The 17,180-nt window shown below is 64.1% G+C and carries 15 protein-coding genes and 1 pseudogene; all 16 read right to left on the bottom strand.

Annotation, left to right across the window (positions count from 1 at the left end; translation table 11 throughout):
* Positions 1 to 81 precede the first annotated feature (81 nt).
* Positions 82 to 348, bottom strand: coding sequence for a cytochrome C oxidase subunit IV family protein (locus AC3A4H_RS09860; RefSeq protein ID WP_348777464.1), 267 nt, complete (start codon positions 346 to 348; stop codon positions 82 to 84).
* A gap of 5 nt (positions 349 to 353) precedes the next feature.
* Entirely contained in the window at positions 354 to 992 is a 639-nt protein-coding gene (locus tag AC3A4H_RS09855; protein ID WP_487766537.1) for a cytochrome c oxidase subunit 3, read from the bottom strand.
* Positions 973 to 2,661 carry a cytochrome c oxidase subunit I gene (locus AC3A4H_RS09850; protein ID WP_487766536.1) on the bottom strand — a complete coding sequence of 563 codons (1,689 nt, stop codon included), beginning with the start codon at positions 2,659 to 2,661 and terminating at the stop codon, positions 973 to 975. The genes AC3A4H_RS09855 and AC3A4H_RS09850 overlap by 20 nt, the downstream gene beginning before the upstream one ends.
* Positions 2,658 to 3,602 carry a cytochrome c oxidase subunit II gene (coxB, locus tag AC3A4H_RS09845; RefSeq protein ID WP_487766535.1) on the bottom strand — a complete coding sequence of 315 codons (945 nt, stop codon included), beginning with the start codon at positions 3,600 to 3,602 and terminating at the stop codon, positions 2,658 to 2,660. Before coxB ends, AC3A4H_RS09850 begins: the two co-directional genes overlap by 4 nt.
* A complete protein-coding gene (locus AC3A4H_RS09840) occupies positions 3,599 to 4,387 on the bottom strand; it encodes an SCO family protein (protein WP_487766534.1) in 789 nt (262 codons plus the stop codon). The genes coxB and AC3A4H_RS09840 overlap by 4 nt, the downstream gene beginning before the upstream one ends.
* Complete coding sequence (locus AC3A4H_RS09835) at positions 4,384 to 4,770, bottom strand: hypothetical protein (protein ID WP_487766533.1); 387 nt, start codon at positions 4,768 to 4,770, stop codon at positions 4,384 to 4,386. Before AC3A4H_RS09835 ends, AC3A4H_RS09840 begins: the two co-directional genes overlap by 4 nt.
* On the bottom strand, positions 4,767 to 5,822 hold the full coding sequence (locus AC3A4H_RS09830; RefSeq protein ID WP_487766532.1) for a hypothetical protein: 1,056 nt from the start codon (positions 5,820 to 5,822) through the stop codon (positions 4,767 to 4,769). The genes AC3A4H_RS09835 and AC3A4H_RS09830 overlap by 4 nt, the downstream gene beginning before the upstream one ends.
* Positions 5,819 to 6,343: a c-type cytochrome gene (locus AC3A4H_RS09825; RefSeq protein ID WP_487766531.1), complete on the bottom strand. Its 525-nt coding sequence runs from the start codon at positions 6,341 to 6,343 to the stop codon at positions 5,819 to 5,821. The genes AC3A4H_RS09830 and AC3A4H_RS09825 overlap by 4 nt, the downstream gene beginning before the upstream one ends.
* A complete protein-coding gene (locus AC3A4H_RS09820; protein WP_487766530.1) occupies positions 6,340 to 6,900 on the bottom strand; it encodes a DUF3341 domain-containing protein in 561 nt (186 codons plus the stop codon). Before AC3A4H_RS09820 ends, AC3A4H_RS09825 begins: the two co-directional genes overlap by 4 nt.
* A complete protein-coding gene (gene nrfD / locus AC3A4H_RS09815; protein ID WP_487766529.1) occupies positions 6,893 to 8,230 on the bottom strand; it encodes an NrfD/PsrC family molybdoenzyme membrane anchor subunit in 1,338 nt (445 codons plus the stop codon). Before nrfD ends, AC3A4H_RS09820 begins: the two co-directional genes overlap by 8 nt.
* Positions 8,227 to 10,992: a 4Fe-4S dicluster domain-containing protein gene (locus tag AC3A4H_RS09810; RefSeq protein ID WP_487766528.1), complete on the bottom strand. Its 2,766-nt coding sequence runs from the start codon at positions 10,990 to 10,992 to the stop codon at positions 8,227 to 8,229. Before AC3A4H_RS09810 ends, nrfD begins: the two co-directional genes overlap by 4 nt.
* A gap of 142 nt (positions 10,993 to 11,134) precedes the next feature.
* Positions 11,135 to 11,803: a cytochrome c3 family protein gene (locus AC3A4H_RS09805; protein WP_487766527.1), complete on the bottom strand. Its 669-nt coding sequence runs from the start codon at positions 11,801 to 11,803 to the stop codon at positions 11,135 to 11,137.
* Between the two features lie 159 nt (positions 11,804 to 11,962).
* A pseudogene (locus tag AC3A4H_RS09800) lies at positions 11,963 to 12,934 on the bottom strand (SDR family oxidoreductase).
* Positions 12,935 to 13,096: 162 nt separating this feature from the next.
* Positions 13,097 to 13,993, bottom strand: a complete 897-nt coding sequence (locus AC3A4H_RS09795; protein WP_487766526.1) for a DUF6328 family protein — start codon at positions 13,991 to 13,993, stop codon at positions 13,097 to 13,099.
* Between the two features lie 178 nt (positions 13,994 to 14,171).
* A complete protein-coding gene (locus tag AC3A4H_RS09790) occupies positions 14,172 to 15,416 on the bottom strand; it encodes a cytochrome c (RefSeq protein WP_487766525.1) in 1,245 nt (414 codons plus the stop codon).
* Entirely contained in the window at positions 15,413 to 17,179 is a 1,767-nt protein-coding gene (locus AC3A4H_RS09785) for a GMC family oxidoreductase (RefSeq protein ID WP_487766524.1), read from the bottom strand. The genes AC3A4H_RS09790 and AC3A4H_RS09785 overlap by 4 nt, the downstream gene beginning before the upstream one ends.
* Position 17,180 lies beyond the last annotated feature (1 nt).

Genomic DNA, 17,180 nt, shown 5'->3' with positions numbered 1-17,180 from the left:
CTCGCTTCGTCAAAAAGGGATCGGATCTCTCGGATCTAGTGCGCGCCTCGCTCCGTTCAGCCCGTCGAATTCCTTGGCTGCTTACGATCGCGTCGCATAGTCGGCTGCCACCAGTGCCAGGAATATCAACAGCCAGATGGCGGCCGCGCCCGCCGCGAGCCGCAGCAATCCGCTTTCGGCTCTCAAGTTCATGAAGAACCAGCAGATCAGCGCCGCCTTGGCCAGCGCAATCCCGAGGCTTACCGTGATGGAGGTGGGACCGGTCACTGCGAAGCTCGCCGCCACGGTGGCCGTGAGCAGGCAGATCGAGGCGATCCAGGCAAAGACGGGCCAAAGCAAAGCCTTCATCGCCTTCACCTCGCCAGGTACAGAACGGGATACAGGAACACCCAGATCACGTCGACGACGTGCCAGTAGAGGCCGCCTGCTTCGACCACCACCGAGCGGGTGGGCACGCGCAACGCTCCTCTTGCAATCCCGTAGCCCATGCCGGCCAGCAGAACGACACCCGCAGTCACATGCAGGGCGTGCAGCCCGGTCGCAAGGAGATACAGGTTCATGAACAGGTGCTGCACCGGCGAGCTGAATTGCGCCTCTAAGGCGGGCACCGGCAGCATTCCTTCCGAATATTCGAGGCTGTACTCGAACGCCTTCAGGCACAGGAAGGCAATGCCAAGAAGGCTGGCGCCCGCCAGACACCACGCGGCCCACCGTCTCGCGCCGGATCGCGCGGCCTGCACTGCAAGCGCAACCAGCAGGCTGGACGTGAGCAGCACGGCCGTGTTGGCGCCGCCGATGAACAAGTGGAGCGCCTTGGATGACCTGACATATTCTTCGGGATAGGCGATGCGCAGGAACATCGCCAGCACGAAGACCCCCCCGAACAGCATGATTTCGGTGGTCAGGAACACATAGGTGCCCAAAAGATCGGCCAGGCGCTGTTGGGCGGGTTTTGCAAACGGCTCCTGCAGTTCAACGCCTTGCTGCGGCATCTTCGCCCTCCATCTCGATCTCATAATCATAGGGCGGGCGCGAAACTTCCGGCTGCCTGTCGAAATTGTGCTTCGGCGGCGGCGAGGGAACCGTCCATTCCAGACCCGTGACGTCCCAGGGGTTGGCTTCCGCCGGGTTCCCGTAGCGCATCGAATAGAGCAGGTAGGTGAAAGGCAGAAGGTAGGCGACCGCGAGCAGGCTCGCCCCGGCGGACGACAGGACGTGCAAGGTCTGGAATTCCGGCGGATAGAGATGATAGCGCCGTGGCATGCCAAGGTAGCCGAGCAGGAACTGCGGGAAAAAGGTCAGGTTGAACCCGATGAAGATGAACGCCGCCGACAGCCGCCCCCAGACCAGCGAGTAGGTCCTCCCGATCATCTTGGGCCACCAGAAGTGCAGTGCCCCGAAGAAGGCCGACACCGTGCCGCCCACCATGATGTAGTGGAAGTGGGCCAGCACGAAGTAGGTGTCGTGGACATGTACGTCGACCGCCAGCATGGCCAGGACAAGGCCGGTCATGCCGCCCACCACGAACAGCCCGATGAAGGCCATGGCAAACAGGAACGGCGGGTCGAGCGAGATGTGCCCCTTATACAGCGTCGCCGTCCAGTTATAGACCTTGATGCCGGAGGGCACGGCCACGGCGAGGCTCAGGAACGAGAAGATCGCGCTGGCATACATGGACTGGCCGGCAACGAACATGTGATGGCCCCAGACGAGGAAGCCGATGACGGCGATGGCGATCGAAGACGCAGCTACGAAGGCGTAGCCGAAGACGGGCTTTCGCGCCGCCGCCGCCACCAGCTCGCTGACCACGCCCAGCGCGGGCAGAACCATGATGTACACGGCCGGGTGGCTGTAGAACCAGAACAGGTGCTGGTAGAGCAGAGGGTCGCCGCCCAGCTTGGGATCGAAGACCCCGAGGCCGAACGCACGCTCGGCGATGATGAGCGCGAGCGTGAGCGTCAGGACCGGGGTTGCCAGAACCAGGACCAAGGAGGTGGCGTAGATCGACCAGACGAACAGCGGAAGGCGGCCCCAGGTCATGCCGGGGCAGCGCAGCTTGTGGATGGTGACGATGAAGTTGAGCCCCGTCAAGATCGACGAGAAGCCCACGATGATGACGGCCGTGGCCGCCAGCACCACCCAGCCGTTGGCGAACATCGACGACAGCGGGGTGTAGAAGGTCCAGCCCGTATCGACGCCCCCCGCGATCAGCACGAACAGGGTGAAGAGGCCGCCCAGCATATAGATGTACCAGCTCAGCAGGTTCAGCCTGGGAAAGGCAAGGTCGCGCGCCCCGATCATCAGCGGAACCAGGAAATTGCCGAATGTGTTGGGGATCGAGGGGATCAGGAAGAACCAGACCATCACCACGCCGTGCAGCGTGAAGGTGCGGTTGTATCCTTCGTTGGACAGGAAGCGTCCACCCGGCGCCAGCAATTCGAGCCGCACCAGCGCCGCGGCCGCACCGCCGATGAAGAAGAAGAGCGTGACGGAGATAAGGTAGAGCATCGCAATGCGCTTGTGGTCGTGGGTAAGCAGCCAGGACCTCAACGTGCTACCGGCACGCAGGTAGCTTTGCCGCTGGAGTTCCGTTTCCGAAAGCCCGCGGTCGTCGAGATTTGCCGGATCCGGACGCGCGCCGGGCGACCCTGCCTTGCTCATCTCCTCCCCTCCTCGGTCGCCAGCGACTTGATGTACGCCACCAGCTTGAGAACCTGGTCCTCGCTCAACACGTTCTGGAACGTCGGCATGATGTGCGGATAGCCTGCCGCGATCTGGGATTGCGGCAGGAGAATGCTGTCGCGAATGTACTGGTCGTCAGCCAGCACCACCTCCCCGGTTTCGAGCGGCACGCGCCGGCCATAGAGCCCGGCCAGCGAGGGGGCGTGGACCGTCGCGGCAGGCCCGTGGCAGCCGCTGCACCCAAATTGGCGGAACAGCTTCTCGCCCTCGGCAGCCAGCGTCTGGTTCGAGCCCGCCTGCTCGAGCCATTGCGCATAATCGGTCGGGCTTTGCGCGATGAACCTCCCCGTCATCCGTGAGTGGTCGGTGCCGCAGAACTCGGCACAGGCCAGGCGGTAGGTGCCGGGCGTATCCGCTTCGAACCACATGGTGACATAACGGCCCGGCAGAACGTCCCGCTTCATCCGCAGCGCGGGGATGAACAGACTGTGGATCACGTCCTCGGAGGTCATGGTCAGCCGGACCGGCCGGCCAATCGGAACATGCAGTTCGTCGATCTCGCGCTGGCCCGTCGGATGCTGGAACTTCCACATCCACTGCTTCCCGACCACGGCGATGTCCAGCGTGTCGGCAGGCGGACGATACAGGCCGGTGAAAAGCTGCGTGGCCCATATGTACAGCAGAAATGTCAGCACGAAGGGCACGACCGCCCAGGAAACTTCCAGCCAGATATTGCGGTTTTGCGGGTGCTTGCGGTCGGCTGCCTTGCCGCGGTGGTACTTCACCGCAAACGCCACGATGAACACGAAGACCGGGGCCGACAGGGCAAGCGTCAGCACCGACATGCTGGCAAGCACAAGGTCGACATGCCGGCCATAGCTGGACGCTTCGGGCGGCCAGAATTCCAACAGGCCGCTCATGGGCCAACCCGTTTCGCAGCCCGGCGCTCGCGCATGACCGCCGATGCGATCAGCAAGGCGCCGATGCCCGCGGTGGCCCCGGCTCCGATCCGCAAAAGGAGCCAGACCAGGGGCTCGTAGCGCCCGGTTTGCGGGTCGTAGCGATAGCACAACAGCAGGAACTGTTCGCGCCAGGAGCCGAGCCTGCCCCCTCCCGCTTCGGCGAGAGCCAGCCGCAGGTCGCCTGCGTCCGGCGCCAGCCCATAGAGCCAGCGCGAAAGCCGACCATCGGGGGTGAGCACGGCAACCGCTGCCACATGCGCGTATTGGCCGAGCTGCTCGTCCCAGCCGTAGCGATATCCCATGGCATTCGTCAGCGCCGCAATCTGATCCGGCGCACCGGTGAGCGCGTGGACAGTTCCGGCCGCCAGCGCCGGAAATCGTTCGCGCAATTCAGCCAGCGACTTTACTGCCTCGGCCGGCCCTTCACGGGGATCGATGCTGAACGCGACGATGGCAAAGTCCGCTCCGGCCTTCAGCGGCTGCGCAAGCACCGCTTCGGCGAGGCCCGACAGCGTGACCCCGCAAATATTGGGACAGTTGTGCACCACGGGCGCGAGCAGCATCGGCTTGCCTGCCGCGAGGCTGCCGAGAGCCACCGACCGACCGCTCTCGTCCCGAAATGTCGTTTCCAGCGGAAGCTGGGCCCCCGGCCGCTGCTCAATGCGAGCTTCGGAGAACGGGTCGAAGGCTGAAGCAACGGACGTTGCCGCCAGCCAGAACAGAAGCACAGCCACGGCCCTCATTGCGCCCCTCCGCCTTGCGCATCCGGCCATCCCTGCTCCTCCAGCAGTTTCATGGCCCTTTCGATCGGCACCCGCACGCGGCCCTTGGCCTTGTCGACCCATGCGTAGCCACCAAGCATGGCCTGCGCCTTGGCCCCGATCTGCAACCTGTCGGCTTCGGGCGTGGTTTCCAGCCGGGGCGGCGGCGGCAACTGCGCTGCTGGCGGCGACAGGGGCACAATGGCGGGCGGGCTCGGCGTCACGAGCCATAGCACGCCCGCGACGATGACGCCGGATATGACGATGCCCGCAAGAAGCGCGAGAACCGAGTAGGCGACCAGACGCGGAGACGCGTCGCTGGGCTCATACGCCAATTCGCCGCCGACGCTCCGGGCCGCCTTCATGGGACTGCCCCCATGTTTGCCGGTTTCATGCGGCTGCGTTGGACGAGCACCAGCCCGCCAACTGCAAGCACGCCCAGACCGCACAGCGCAAGAAGCGCCGCGACGACCGCGACAGCCCCGCTTCCGGTCGCCGGAAGCACCAGCCAGGAGACTTCAAGTGCCTTGCCAGCGAGCACCGCGGACGCACATGCGACCAGCCACGCCCGGCTGCGCCTCACGGGGGGAAAGCCGAGCAGGAACGCCGGGGCAAGCTGCAGCCCGGCCAGGGCGTATTCCACCGCTGCCCAGCCTCCCGAGCCGCGCAAGATGTACCACGCCGCCCCTTGCGGGAGGTTTCCGGACCAGATGATCACATACTGCATGAAGGCGAAATACGCCCAAAGCAACAGCGCAGTGAGCAGCAAGGCGCCGACCGTCCCATCGCGGAGGTCGCCCGGCGCTGCAGCCCGCATCAACACCAACAGCGAAAGCGCGATCGCGCACTGCACCGACAGCACGTAAAGCCCGAATCCGGAGGAGTGGAATCCGGGATCGAGCGACATCAGCCAGTCGACCGAAACCGCGCTGTTGAGCAGGACGAAGGCAATCAATCCCGCCGAAGCGACCGGCACCGACCAGCGCGGGCGCATGATCAACAGAAAGGCCAGCAGCATCGACCCGGCAAGAAGCGCCAAGGTGCGCAACGAGAAGAACCAGGGACTGAGATAAACCTGCCGGAATGGCGTGTGCTGCTCGCGTCCCACCCAGGGATAGAGCCGATCGAGGCCGCCAAGAACGGGCAGCACCGCAACCAGGGTTGCGGGAAGCAAAAACAGGGCGGCCTCTGCCGGCCCGGCCAGTTCTTCGGTCCACCGCCCGGGAATAAGGCGCATCATCATCAGCAGGACCAGACAGCCCAGCGGCAAGGCGCTCCAGAACGCGAAGCCGACCAGCCAGCCCGCAAGTGCAGCGTGCGCGTCGACCGCGGCCAGCAAGAGGCACGCCGCACAGGCACCGAAACCGATGGCAGCTCCCAACAGCGTCGTCCTGGTGAGCTGCCGGTAGCCGTTCATGGCTGCGCCTCCAGCCTGGCGCGCTCATCAGGCGTGAGCAGTGCCGCCGGTGCGTCCTGGCTCAGTTGCAGGGCGCGGATATAGGCTGCGATCGCCCAGCGATCGCGCGGGGCAACGCGGTCGGCATAGGAGTACATCACGCCATGGCCGGTGGTGATGACCTCGACGAAATAGCGCGAGGGCGCCTGGCGCAACCGATCGATATGGAAGCTCGGCGGTTGTGGAAAGCCGCGCGCGGGCACGGTGCCATGTCCGCTGCCGGAGTAGTCGTGGCACGGCGAGCAATAGATGCCGAAGCGTTGCTGGCCTCGTTCGAGAAGCTGCGGAGTGATGTCGGGCCGCTGTGCAAGCTCCGCGGCAAGGGCGGGATCGTCGCGGCCGATCGTCCCGCCGGGCGGCGCCTGCATCGACGTCCCGTCCGCAAACAAGGTGCTGCGTTCGTAGGAATCGGAACGGGGCTGATGGCTCATCTGGTCGCAGCCGGCCGACACAAGGCAAAGGGTCAGCAGCGCGCGCCTCATTCCGGTTGCTCCGTGTGGGCGACGACATCCACCCGCACCGGGCCAAGTCCGTCCAGGAAGCGCCGGGTGCGGTTGCGGTCGAACTTGTCGTCGTCGCTGAAGACGACAAGGAAGAACCTGTCGGAACTCGCCAGATGGAAGCGGTCCAGATCGAAAAGGGGATGGTGCAGGCGTGGCAGCCGGTTCAGCACGAGCATCGCCCCGATCGCGAAGGTGACGGCGAAAAGGACGGACAGTTCGAAGGTGATGAGCATGAAGGCAGGCGTTGCCAGCAGCGGGCGCCCCCCGATGTCGATGGGAAAGTCGAGATTGGTGTAGACCTGCATGCCGTAACCAGCCGCCGCGCCTATAACGGCGCCGGCGAAAGTCGCCCAGGGCACCCGCTGATCATCAAAGCCGAGCGCTTCGCCGAGGCCCTCCACCGGAAATGGGGTGTAGGCTTCGATCCGCCGATAGCCCGTCTTTCGCGTTCGCCGCACCGCGTCCAGAAGCTGTTCCGGGCGGCTGAACTCGGCCAGCAGCCCAAAACAATCCGTCTGGGGCGAAGGCTCACGCATGCTGCGCGCCCTCCCGTTCCTCGAAAAGCGTCTCCTTGATCTCGAAAGCGGAAATTACCGGCAGGAACCGCACGAAAAGCAGGAACGGAGCCAGGAACACGCCCAGCATGCCCGCGAAAAGGCTCCATTCCCAGAAGCTCGGATGATAGTCCCCCCAGGAAGAGACGAGGTAATTGCGGTAAAGCCCGGTCACCAGCAGCATGTAGCGCTCCAGCCACATTCCGACCGCCACCGACAGGCCGATCAGGAACAGCAGTATCGGGTTGGTCCTCACACCGCGCCACCACAGAAGCTGCAGCGGCACGAAGTTGGCCACCACCGCGCCCCAGTAGCTCCAGGCATAGGTGCCCGCCACCCGGCTCATCAGCGTGTCCATCTCCTGGCGATCGCCGCCATAGAGCGTGTCAAACACCTCTATGACATAGCCGTAGGCGGTCATGAGCCCGGTCGCGAGCAGCAGCTTTCCAAGCAGGTCGAGATGACGTGCGGTGACCAGGTTGCCGAGGCCGAGCGCGTGTCGCAGCACCACCGCGATCATTGAAACCACCGCAAAGCCGGAAAACGCCGCCCCCAGCACGAAATAGGGTGGAAAGACTGTCGAGTTCCAGCCGGGCAGCGGCCCGGCCGCAAACAGCAGCGAGACTTCCGAGTGCACCGACACGACGAGCGGCACGGCAATCGCCGCGGTCAGCCTGTAGGATTGGCGCCAGCGCACCCAATGCCGCGCCGAGCCCCGCCAGCCGAGCGCGGCGAGCCCGTAGAACACCTGATACCGCCGCTTCCTTGCGCGGTCTCGCGTGGCGGCCAGGTCCGGCACGATCCCGATGTACCAGAACAGCGCCGAGACGGTCAGGTAGGTCAGCACCGCAAAGAAGTCCCAGCTCAGCGGGCTCTTGAACTGGGGCCATATCGTCATGGTGTTCGGATAAGGCGCCATCCAGTAGAAGAACCACGGACGCCCCAGGTGCAGGATCGGGTAAAGGCCCGCGCAGATGACGGCGAAAAGCGTCATCGCCTCGGCGAAGCGATTGAGCGAATTGCGCCAATGCGCCTCCAACAGCAGGAGCATCGCCGAGATCAGCGTTCCGGCATGGCCGATGCCCAGGAACCAGATGTAGTTGGAGATGGCGATGCCCCAGTTGACCGGGATGTTGTTGCCCCAGACTCCGACGCCTCGCCCGAAAACCATAGCCGCCGAAACCAGGAACGTCAGCAGCAGCAGAAGCGAAAATCCGAAACAGATCCACCACGCTCGCGGCTCCGGATAAGCGAGGGGAATTCGCGTGACCTCTTCGGTGACCGCAGAGAGCTCGCCTTCGCCGCTGGTCATTTTTGCCCCTCCCTGCCGTCCGGATCTTCCTTGGTTTCGATCCGGGCCAGATAGGTGGTTCGTGGCCTGGTGTTGGCCTCCTCGAGCAGGCTGTAATTGCGTGTGGTCGCCTTGCGCCGGCTGACTTCGCTTTTGGCATCCAGAATATTGCCGAACACGATCGCCCTGGTCGGGCAGGCCTGCTGGCAGGCGGTCACGACCTCGCCGTCCTGTATCGGCCGGCCGGCGATCTGGGCGGAGATCCGTGCCTCGGCGATGCGCTGGACGCAGTAGGTGCATTTTTCCATGACGCCGCGGCTGCGCACCGTCACGTCAGGATTGCGCATGGCCTTCACGGATGCGGGATCGTCGCCGGTATAGTCGAACCAGTTGAAGCGGCGGACCTTGTAGGGACAGTAGGACGAGCATGTGCGGGTGCCGATGCAGCGATTGTAGACCTGCAGGTTCAGCCCGTCGAAGCTGTGCACGGCCGCGTTGACCGGGCATCCCATTTCACACGGGGCCTGCTCGCAATGCATGCAGGGAACGGGCTGGAAGTAGGACCGGGGCGCGGCGATATCGCCCTCATGATAATGGTCCACCCGCAGCCAGTGCATGTGGCGCCCCTCGGCCACCAGTTCCTTGCCGACCATGGGAACGTTGTTCTCGGCCACGCAGGCAACCACGCAGGCGCTGCAGCCGGTGCACAGATCGAGATCTATCGACATCCCCCATGACGGGCTTTCCCAAGCGCGCTCGGGATAGAGGCTTGCGCCGTGGCCGGCCCTTTCGACCTGCTCATGCGCGCGGGCGCTATCGACGGTGCGCACGAAGTCGTAGCCGTCCATGGCCTGGTGAGGCTGGGTGCAAGCGACGGTCGCGTGTGCGCCCGTCACATCGAGCGAGGCGCCCGTGAGATGCCACGGTTCCCGCGCGGTGCGGAGCGTGAAGGCGTTGTAGCCAAGACCGCCGGCAATCGCGCTTCGAGAGCGGCCATAGCCCAGGGTCAAAGTTATCGTCCCCGGTTCCTGCCCCGGCTGCACCCAGGCCGGCCCGACAATCTCCCTGCCCTGCACTGACAAGCGCACTTCGTCGCCATTCGCGATTTTGCGCGTCGAAGCCAGTTGCGGGCTGATTGCCACGACATTGCCCCAGGTGATCGTGCTCAGCGGCTTGGGCGTTTCCTGCAGCCAGGAATTGTCTGCAAAGCAGCCGTCCCACACCGTCGGGTCCGGTCGCAGCACAACAGCGAGTTCTTCCGGCCGGTCCTGCTCGATTTGAGGGCGGACGGAGCGGTCGACCGGCGCGGCAGAAACTGGCGCAAATGCGCTGTTTTCCATGAAGCCGCGAAAGAGCGCGTCGCGCCAGCGGGCGTCGAAATCGCTGCCCCAATTGGCGCGCCACGTTGCCTGCACGAGGTCCCTGTCCGTGCCCGAGCCGCCCAGCAGCTTGTCCAGCAGCACATGCGCCGAGCGAACGGCATAGAAGGGTCGCACCAGGGGCTGCACGATGCTTGCGGTGCCGTCGGCCGAACGCGCGTCGCTCCAGCTTTCCAGGTTGTGCTGGAGCGGCGCATGCCATTGGCATTGCTCCGCCGTTTCGTCGAAATAAAGGCCGGCATGCAGCCGGAACGCTACCTTCTCCATCGCTTCGCGAAGGGCCTGGTCCGCCGGGGCCGCGTAGACCGGGTTCGCCCCGAGCACGGCCAGCGTGTCCACCCGGCCCGCATCCATGTCTTGCACAAGCGCTTCGAGGGATTGTTCCGGGTTCGACGGCGGCTGGAGGATCGGCTCGGTGAAGCCGAGCGTCGTGCCGAACGCGCCAAGCTTCTCGTTGATCAGCAGCCCGTAAGCCTGCAGTTCGGCACTATGCTGCGCTCCGACGGAAAGCAGGGCTCGGCCCTGGCTGCCGCGCAGCGCGCGAACGGCCGAAGCGACCCACTCCTTCTCGCGTTCGGAGAGTTGTGCGACGGGACCCTCAAGACCGAGTTCCCCGCCAATTGCGCTCGCGATTTCCCCGATGCGAGCATGCCGCACGATCAGCCGGTCGTCGGCCTTCGCCCCCGTCAGCGTCGGGGTCGGTTCAGCCACGAACAACCGGGACACGCCGGAGCCCGCCTGGAAAGCGAGACGACGGTTCGACCAGAGATGACTATTGCTCGCCTGCCGTGGCCCGGGGCCTAGCAGATCGTCGTCGAGGCTGACGACCACGTCGGTTTGGTCGAGCCTCGCGTGAAGCGCCAGCTCGCGGCCGAACAGCATCTTCGTTGCGGCAGCCCGGTTGTCTTCGCCGACCGCGTCGAACACGTGCCAGCGCGCCTGCGGCCAACGTGCCAGCAACGCGCCAATCTGCCTTGCTAGCGTGGGCGAGGACACCGGGCCGGTCAGCAGGCGAAACCCTGTGCCCTGGCGCCGGTTCAGTTCTTCGGCGCGCTCCGCGATGGCGGTGTCGAACGCCTGCCAGCTGGTCGGCTGCCCAAGATGGGCCGGCCCTTGCGACCGCGCGGGATCGTAGAGTCCGAGCAACGCCGCCTGCATGAAGATGTCGGTGGCGCCGCCGGTAAGGGGGTGATCGGGATTCCCTTCCAGCTTCACCGGGCGGCCAACATAGGTCTTGCCCAGGACCGGCTGCCCATAACCCGCGAAAGTCAAGGCCGTCGCATACCATTTCGGCTTGCCGGGCGTGACGGCTTCCGGCGCATTGACATAGGGCAAGGCCATCTCGTCCGGCTCACCGGTGCATCCGCTGGCCAGGGCGAGCGACGCGATCATCGCCTTCATCATCGCCCTTCGGTCGATGAGCGGCCCAGGCGCCGCAAACGAAGCTTCGACAGCCCTGAAAACGAGCCCCGACGGCTCCTCAATGCCCCTGGTCCGGTGGAGGTCGGTCGGCTTGCCTTGACGTCCCTCTCGCCGTTCCATTGGGTCACCGGTGACAGATGTTGCAGTTGTCGAGCTTGGACGGCTGCAGCCCGTAAGCTTTCACCATCAGCGCGCCGTAGAGCCGGTGTTCTTCGGGCTGGCTGTCCCACTCGGACCAGTCCATGCGCGTGATGTCGGAAGGCGGGCGCAGATGCGGCGCGGGATTCCTGTGGCACTCGAGGCACCATTTCATCTGGAAGGGCTGGGCACGCGCCATCAAGGGCATCTGGTCCACGCGTCCGTGGCAAGTGACGCATGGCACGCCGCGGGCCAGATGGATCGAATGATTGAAATAGACATAGTCCGGAACCCGCGCGACCCGGCGCCACTCCAGCGGCCTATTGTTAGCGAGGCTGTCGCGCACGGGCGCCAGCATCGCCGCGTTCGTCCAGATCTGCGAGTGGCAGGTCATGCAGATGTGCGTCGCCGGAAGTCCTGCCTCCGCGCTCGATTCCACGGAGGTGTGGCAGTAGCGGCAGTCTATGCCCAGGCCGCCGACATGGTGCTCGTGACTGAAGGGAACGGGTTGATCACGCACCCAGCCGACGAGCGTCTCATAGCTGGAGCTGGCATATCCCGCAGTGAAGAACGTCAACGTCACAAGAAGCAGAAGCATCGCCAAAGCAAACGCCCGCAATCGAGTGTCGGCTGACGCCGTAAATATTTGCGGCATGGCGAAATCCGCCCTCGTCGGATTTCGAATAAATTTCTATGCAGCCGATTGGTTCCACGACATTTCAGGCGCCATAGTCGCAGACATGACGTCGATGTCGTTTTTCAACCTGCAGTACGTACGCGAACTTCAATCCACGTTCTTGGCGAGCCGCGCTCTTCAGTGTCCGCCTATCACCGGCAGAATTTCGCCGGTTATGTAGCTGGAGCAGTGAGAGGAAGCGAGAAAGACGTAGGCCGGCGCAATCTCTTCGGGCTGCGCCGGGCGCTTCATCGGCACCTTGGCCCCGAACTTGGAAACATCCTCGCGCTGCTTGTCGGATGGATTGAGCGGCGTCCACACCGGGCCGGGAGCTACCGCGTTCACCCGGATGCCTTGCTCGATGAGATTTGCCGCAAGCGCGCGCGTGAATGCGTGAATTCCGCCCTTGGTCATCGAATAGTCGATCAGTTCCTTGGAACCCTCGATCCCGGTGACCGACCCCGTATTGACGATCGCCGACCCCGGCGTCATGTGCTCGACCGCGGCGCGTGCCATGTAGAAATAGCCGTAGAGGTTGGTTTTCACCGTCTGGTCGAAATGCTCCGGCGTGAGGTCCTCGAACTCTGCGGCGTGCACTTGGAAGGCCGCGTTATTGACGAGCACGTCGAGGCGGCCGAACTCCTAGACTGTCTGGGTCACCGCCCGCTGGCAATAGTCGATGTCCGAGACATCGCCGGGTATCAGTATGCAGCGGCGGCCTTCCGCTTCGACAGCCTTTTTCGTCTCTGCCGCGTCCTGGTGTTCGTCGAGATAGGAAATCGCTATGTCGGCCCCTTCCCGCGCGAACAGCACCGCGACCGCCCGTCCTATCCCCGAGTCGCCTCCGGTTATCAAAGCCGCCTTTCCTTCGAGCTTCCTGGACCCAAGATAGTATGGCGCGTTGTACATCGGCGCCGGTTCGAGCTTTGCCTCCTCTCCCGGCTTTTGCTGGTGCTGCCTGGGAAAGGGCGGCTCCGGGTATCGCCTCGCGCCGGCCTGCATGGCGCCTTCCTGGGCCTTGTCCTTGCCTTGCCTGTCCGCCGCGGCCACCTGGCCTTGTATGGCTTGCTGCCGCTCGACCGCGGCTTTCGTTCCGTGTTTGCTGGCCATGTTGCACCTCTTCGCCGACCGAGCCTCTGGCGGGAAGCCGTCTCCGAAACTTCCCCAAGGCGGACCTTTACTAACCGCGCCCACGAAAGAACGTTCCGTCTTTCGCGGGCGGGCAGCGAAGGGGAAAGGGCCGAGCGAAACGCCGACGTACCGGACCGGATCTCAGTTACTTCGCCGGCTGGCTCGCTTCGCCAACGGAACCGCAAACCACAAGGAATAGAGCAGCGCACACAGCGCCAAAGCCCCGACGGCAGCGGTCTGGACGTGCCCGGTTGCCCGCTCCAGCGCGACATAGAAGCCGCTTCCTATGCCGACGCCCAGCGGAACCAGCGCGGCCAGAACCATCACGCTGGCCTTCTTGTGGAACTCCTCGCTGTCTTGCCCCGCTTCCACGAGCCTGTGATACGTGGCAGGCATCATCAGAATGATTACCGACACCGCCACCGAAACGAGGCCGACGACGTGGACCTTCTGCGATAGCGGCGGCAGCCTGGCGAAGCCATCCATCAGTGTGGCGACCAGCGCAAAGCCAAGCAGTGTCTGGGCTCCGGGCAGAATGACCCTGGCTTCGGTCAAGACATGATGCACTTTCGTGGAAACTGACGTCGGCTGGCTGGCCATGGGACGTTCCTTTCGATGCGAGAGAGCCCGCGGCCCCATCCACGCCGCCGCCGCTGCCACCAGCACGACAAGGCCTGTGGCGACGGCGGGGCGCGGCCCGAGGACTGGAGTCAGCGCCACCCCCACGTCTGCGGACAGCGCAAGACAGAACGGGACGAGCGCAACGGCGACAGCCCTGGTCACCATCCGGTGCAGGCCGGGAGCGTCGCTGCCTTGATAGACTATCTGGTGCTCGCTGCAGGGCATCAAGAGCACTGCGAAGGCAATGATGAGCAGCGCCAGCGACAGTATCTTCAGGTCCTGCGCTTCGAACGGCAAATGTTCGTAACCAGGCTCAAGGAAGGAGCGAAATCCAAAACCGATCAAGACCTGGGTGCCCAGGACCAGGATGCGGCATTCGTCCAGTGCATTCTGGATTTTCGCTTTGAACTCGGTCATTCCCAGTCCTCAGCGCCGTTGCCGCGTGGTGGCACGAGCGGCGCGGTCCTCCAGCGTTCAAATCAAATGCAGGAGTTTAGGGGACATCCAACGGGAAGATAAAGCCGGACTTCCAGCCAAGACCGCGGGTGGCGCCTGGTTGCCGGCGCTTGCGGCGCATGTCGCCGAGCGGGGTGCTCTACTGTTCGCTCTTGGGCTCCAGCGCTTTGCGCATGGTCTTGACGGCGTCAGCAGACACCGGCGGCGCCGCATTGCCCCAGGCGGCGCGGACATAGCTCACCACCGCAGCCACCTGCTCGTCCGACAGTTTCCAGTTGAAGGATGGCATCGACATCGCGTTTGGGTCCTGCGATGTCCACGCACCACGACCGCCTTCGAGAACCAGCCGTATCATGCTGCTCGGGTCCTGCGCATGCACCATCGTGCCTCCCTTCAAGGCAGGGAACAAGCCGGGCACACCCTCGCCCCGGATCTGATGGCACGCGGAACACTGGTCGTAGTAGATGGCCTCGCCCTGGCTTGAGATCCCGTGATCCGCGGTCGCCTTCTCGGGCGTGCCGGCCTGGCTCGGAAGCGATTTCAGATATTCGGCCATCGCCCGCAGATCGGACTCCTCCATTTTCGAGGTCGAGACCGAAACCACTTCCGACATGGGCCCGTAGGCAAGCGTGCGCTCGGTGTGGCCGGTCTTGAGAAAACGGACGATGTCGTCCACGCTCCATCCGCCAAGGCCGCTCCCCATGTCCCCCGTCAGGTTGGGCGCGAACCAGTTCTGGATTTGAGACCCCTGATAGCGCTCCGATTCCTTCACTGCGCCGAAGACGTTCTTCGGGCTGTGGCAGGCGCCGCAATGACCGAGCCCCTCGACCAGATAGGCGCCGCGGTTCCATTCCGCCGATTTTGCCGGGTCCGGTTGGAAGGTCCCGGGCCGGAAGAACAAGGTGTTCCACCCGACCATCGCCAGGGAATGGTTCAGCGGCCACACCAAAGTGTTCTCGGGCCGTTTCGACCTTACCGCCGGAAGCGTCAGCAGATAGGCGCGGATGGCGTCGACATCCTCCCGCGTCACCTTGGTGAACCACGGGTAGGGAAACGCCGGATAAAGTCGCGTGCCGTCCTCGGCTATGCCCTCATGCATCGCGCGATAGAACTGATCGTCGGTCCATGCCCCTATCCCCGTGTCGGGGTCGGGAGTGATATTGGGCGAATAGATGGTTCCGAATGGAGTTTCTATCGGGCGGCCCCCCGCGAATGGCTGCCCGCCTTCGGCCGTGTGACATGCAGCGCAGTCGCCAAGGTCCGTCAGGTAGCGGCCACGTTGCTGTTGAGCATATTCGCCAACATGCGCAAGCCCGGCGGTCAGTGAGGCGAGGGCCAGGGCACCGCCTCCGGCGCAAAGGCCGACAAGCGCGAAGATCCTCATGTTTGCACCAGCTGGCCGGGTTGCTTGAGGTACTGGGAGCGGATGGCATTGGCGGCCCAAAGGGTCAGGGCCGTGACGGTGCCGGTGGGATTGTAGCCGCTGTTGTGCGGAAACGCGCTCGCGCCCACGACGAACAGATTGGGCACGTCCCAGTGTTGCAGATAGCGGTTCACCACGCTTTCCTGCGGCGTGGCACCCATGATGGCGCCGCCGGTATTGTGCGTGGTCTGGTATTCCGTGATGTCGTAATGCGGACCCCGCGGCGACTTCTTGAACTCGCGCGGCTTCATCGCCTTGGCGATGTCCACCATCTTGCCGACTTCGAAATCCTGCAGCGTCCGCTCGTTGTCCTGAAAATCGAAGGTCATGCGCATCAGCGGCCGGCCGTGGACGTCGCGATAGGTCGGGTCGAGGTCGAGCCGGTTTGCCTTGTGCGGCATCACGGCCCCCATGAGGGAAATCGACATGGAGGTCAGGTAGTTCTTGACGAACGCCTGCTTCCACTTGGCGCCCCATTTCGGGGTGCCCTCGGGCAGCAACTCCGTTTCGATCGGCCGGCCGGTCGTGACATAGCCTGCAATATACCCGCCATGGATGAAGCCCAGGCCCGTATGGTCGAAGTTGTCGCCGTTCCAGTCGTCGACGATCACGCCCAGCGCGCCGGCGCCGATGAAGGGATTGAGCAGCTTGTCGTCGAAGAAGATGTCGACCGAGGGGTTCATCTGGTAGCAGTAGTTCTTGCCCAGAGCGCCCTTGCCTGTGGCAGGATCGTAGATCTCGCCAATGCCCGAAACCATCAGCATCCGGACGTTGTGGGTGATGTAGGCACACAGGATCACCAGGTCTGCCGGCTGTTCGAATTCCTGCCCGCTGGCGTCGACATACGTCACGCCGGTGGCGTGCTTTCCGCTTCGATCGAGATTGATCCTGAGCACCTCGCTTTCGGTCCGAAGCGTGAAATTATGCTTGTGCATCAGCACCGGCAGGATGGTCGTCTGCGCGCTTGCCTTGGAGTAGTTGCCGCAGCCGAACTTCTCGCAGAAGCCGCAATAGGTGCAGGGGGCAAGGCGGACGCCGAGCGGATTGGTGTAGGCGACAGAAAGGTTGCCGGAGGGGCATGGAAAGGGGTGCAGCCCCAGGGAAGAGGCCGCCTCGCCAAACAGCGTCGGCCCGTAGGTCTGCTCCATCGGCGGCGTCGGATAAGGCTGCGAGCGACTGCCCTCGAACGGATTGCCGCCGGCCTGTTTTTGTCCTCGAACGTTGCCCGCCTGTCCCGATATGCCGCAAAGCTCGTCGAATTGCGTGTAATAGGGCTCGAGTTCTTCATAGGTGACGCCCCAGTCTTGGATCGTCATCTCGTCCGGGACCATCTGGGCCCCGTACCGGGCGATCGTCTGCGACCTTATCTGGAAGTCGTAGGGCAAGAATCGGAACGCCTGGCCGTTCCAGTGCAGGATCGAGCCGCCAACGCCCGTTCCCGGCAGGAACGACCCGAGCCGCCGCATCGGAAGGGCGGTCTGGTCCGGCGAGTTGCGGAAAGTGATCGTTTCGCGAGCGGGCTGTTCGAACAGATGCTCGCGGTAGCGATAGCGCAGTTCGTCCTGAATGAAGGTTGGTGCGAAATCGGTGGCGGTGTCGCGCCAACTGCCGCGTTCGAGGGCCAGCACGTCCAGCCCGCTGTCGGTCAGCTGATGCGCCATCAGCGCGCCGGTCCAGCCGAACCCGATCAGAACCGCGTCGACGGATGGAAGCTTGCGCGCCATC

This window comes from Pseudaminobacter sp. Soil_N_29 (genome assembly GCF_057656055.1).
The sequence above is the reverse complement of the archived record's forward strand: the minus strand, read 5'-3'. Positions and strand labels throughout refer to the sequence as shown.

Bases quoted from the DNA above. Each gene is read 5' to 3' on its own strand.
- AC3A4H_RS09860 (WP_348777464.1), bottom strand. From the start codon at position 348: ATGAAGGCTTTGCTTTGGCCCGTCTTTGCCTGGATCGCCTCGATCTGC.
- AC3A4H_RS09855 (WP_487766537.1), bottom strand. From the start codon at position 992: ATGCCGCAGCAAGGCGTTGAACTGCAGGAGCCGTTTGCAAAACCCGCC.
- AC3A4H_RS09850 (WP_487766536.1), bottom strand. From the start codon at position 2,661: ATGAGCAAGGCAGGGTCGCCCGGCGCGCGTCCGGATCCGGCAAATCTC.
- coxB (WP_487766535.1), bottom strand. From the start codon at position 3,602: ATGAGCGGCCTGTTGGAATTCTGGCCGCCCGAAGCGTCCAGCTATGGC.
- AC3A4H_RS09840 (WP_487766534.1), bottom strand. From the start codon at position 4,387: ATGAGGGCCGTGGCTGTGCTTCTGTTCTGGCTGGCGGCAACGTCCGTT.
- AC3A4H_RS09835 (WP_487766533.1), bottom strand. From the start codon at position 4,770: ATGAAGGCGGCCCGGAGCGTCGGCGGCGAATTGGCGTATGAGCCCAGC.
- AC3A4H_RS09830 (WP_487766532.1), bottom strand. From the start codon at position 5,822: ATGAACGGCTACCGGCAGCTCACCAGGACGACGCTGTTGGGAGCTGCC.
- AC3A4H_RS09825 (WP_487766531.1), bottom strand. From the start codon at position 6,343: ATGAGGCGCGCGCTGCTGACCCTTTGCCTTGTGTCGGCCGGCTGCGAC.
- AC3A4H_RS09820 (WP_487766530.1), bottom strand. From the start codon at position 6,900: ATGCGTGAGCCTTCGCCCCAGACGGATTGTTTTGGGCTGCTGGCCGAG.
- nrfD (WP_487766529.1), bottom strand. From the start codon at position 8,230: ATGACCAGCGGCGAAGGCGAGCTCTCTGCGGTCACCGAAGAGGTCACG.
- AC3A4H_RS09810 (WP_487766528.1), bottom strand. From the start codon at position 10,992: ATGATGAAGGCGATGATCGCGTCGCTCGCCCTGGCCAGCGGATGCACC.
- AC3A4H_RS09805 (WP_487766527.1), bottom strand. From the start codon at position 11,803: ATGCCGCAAATATTTACGGCGTCAGCCGACACTCGATTGCGGGCGTTT.
- AC3A4H_RS09795 (WP_487766526.1), bottom strand. From the start codon at position 13,993: ATGACCGAGTTCAAAGCGAAAATCCAGAATGCACTGGACGAATGCCGC.
- AC3A4H_RS09790 (WP_487766525.1), bottom strand. From the start codon at position 15,416: ATGAGGATCTTCGCGCTTGTCGGCCTTTGCGCCGGAGGCGGTGCCCTG.
- AC3A4H_RS09785 (WP_487766524.1), bottom strand. From the start codon at position 17,179: ATGGCGCGCAAGCTTCCATCCGTCGACGCGGTTCTGATCGGGTTCGGC.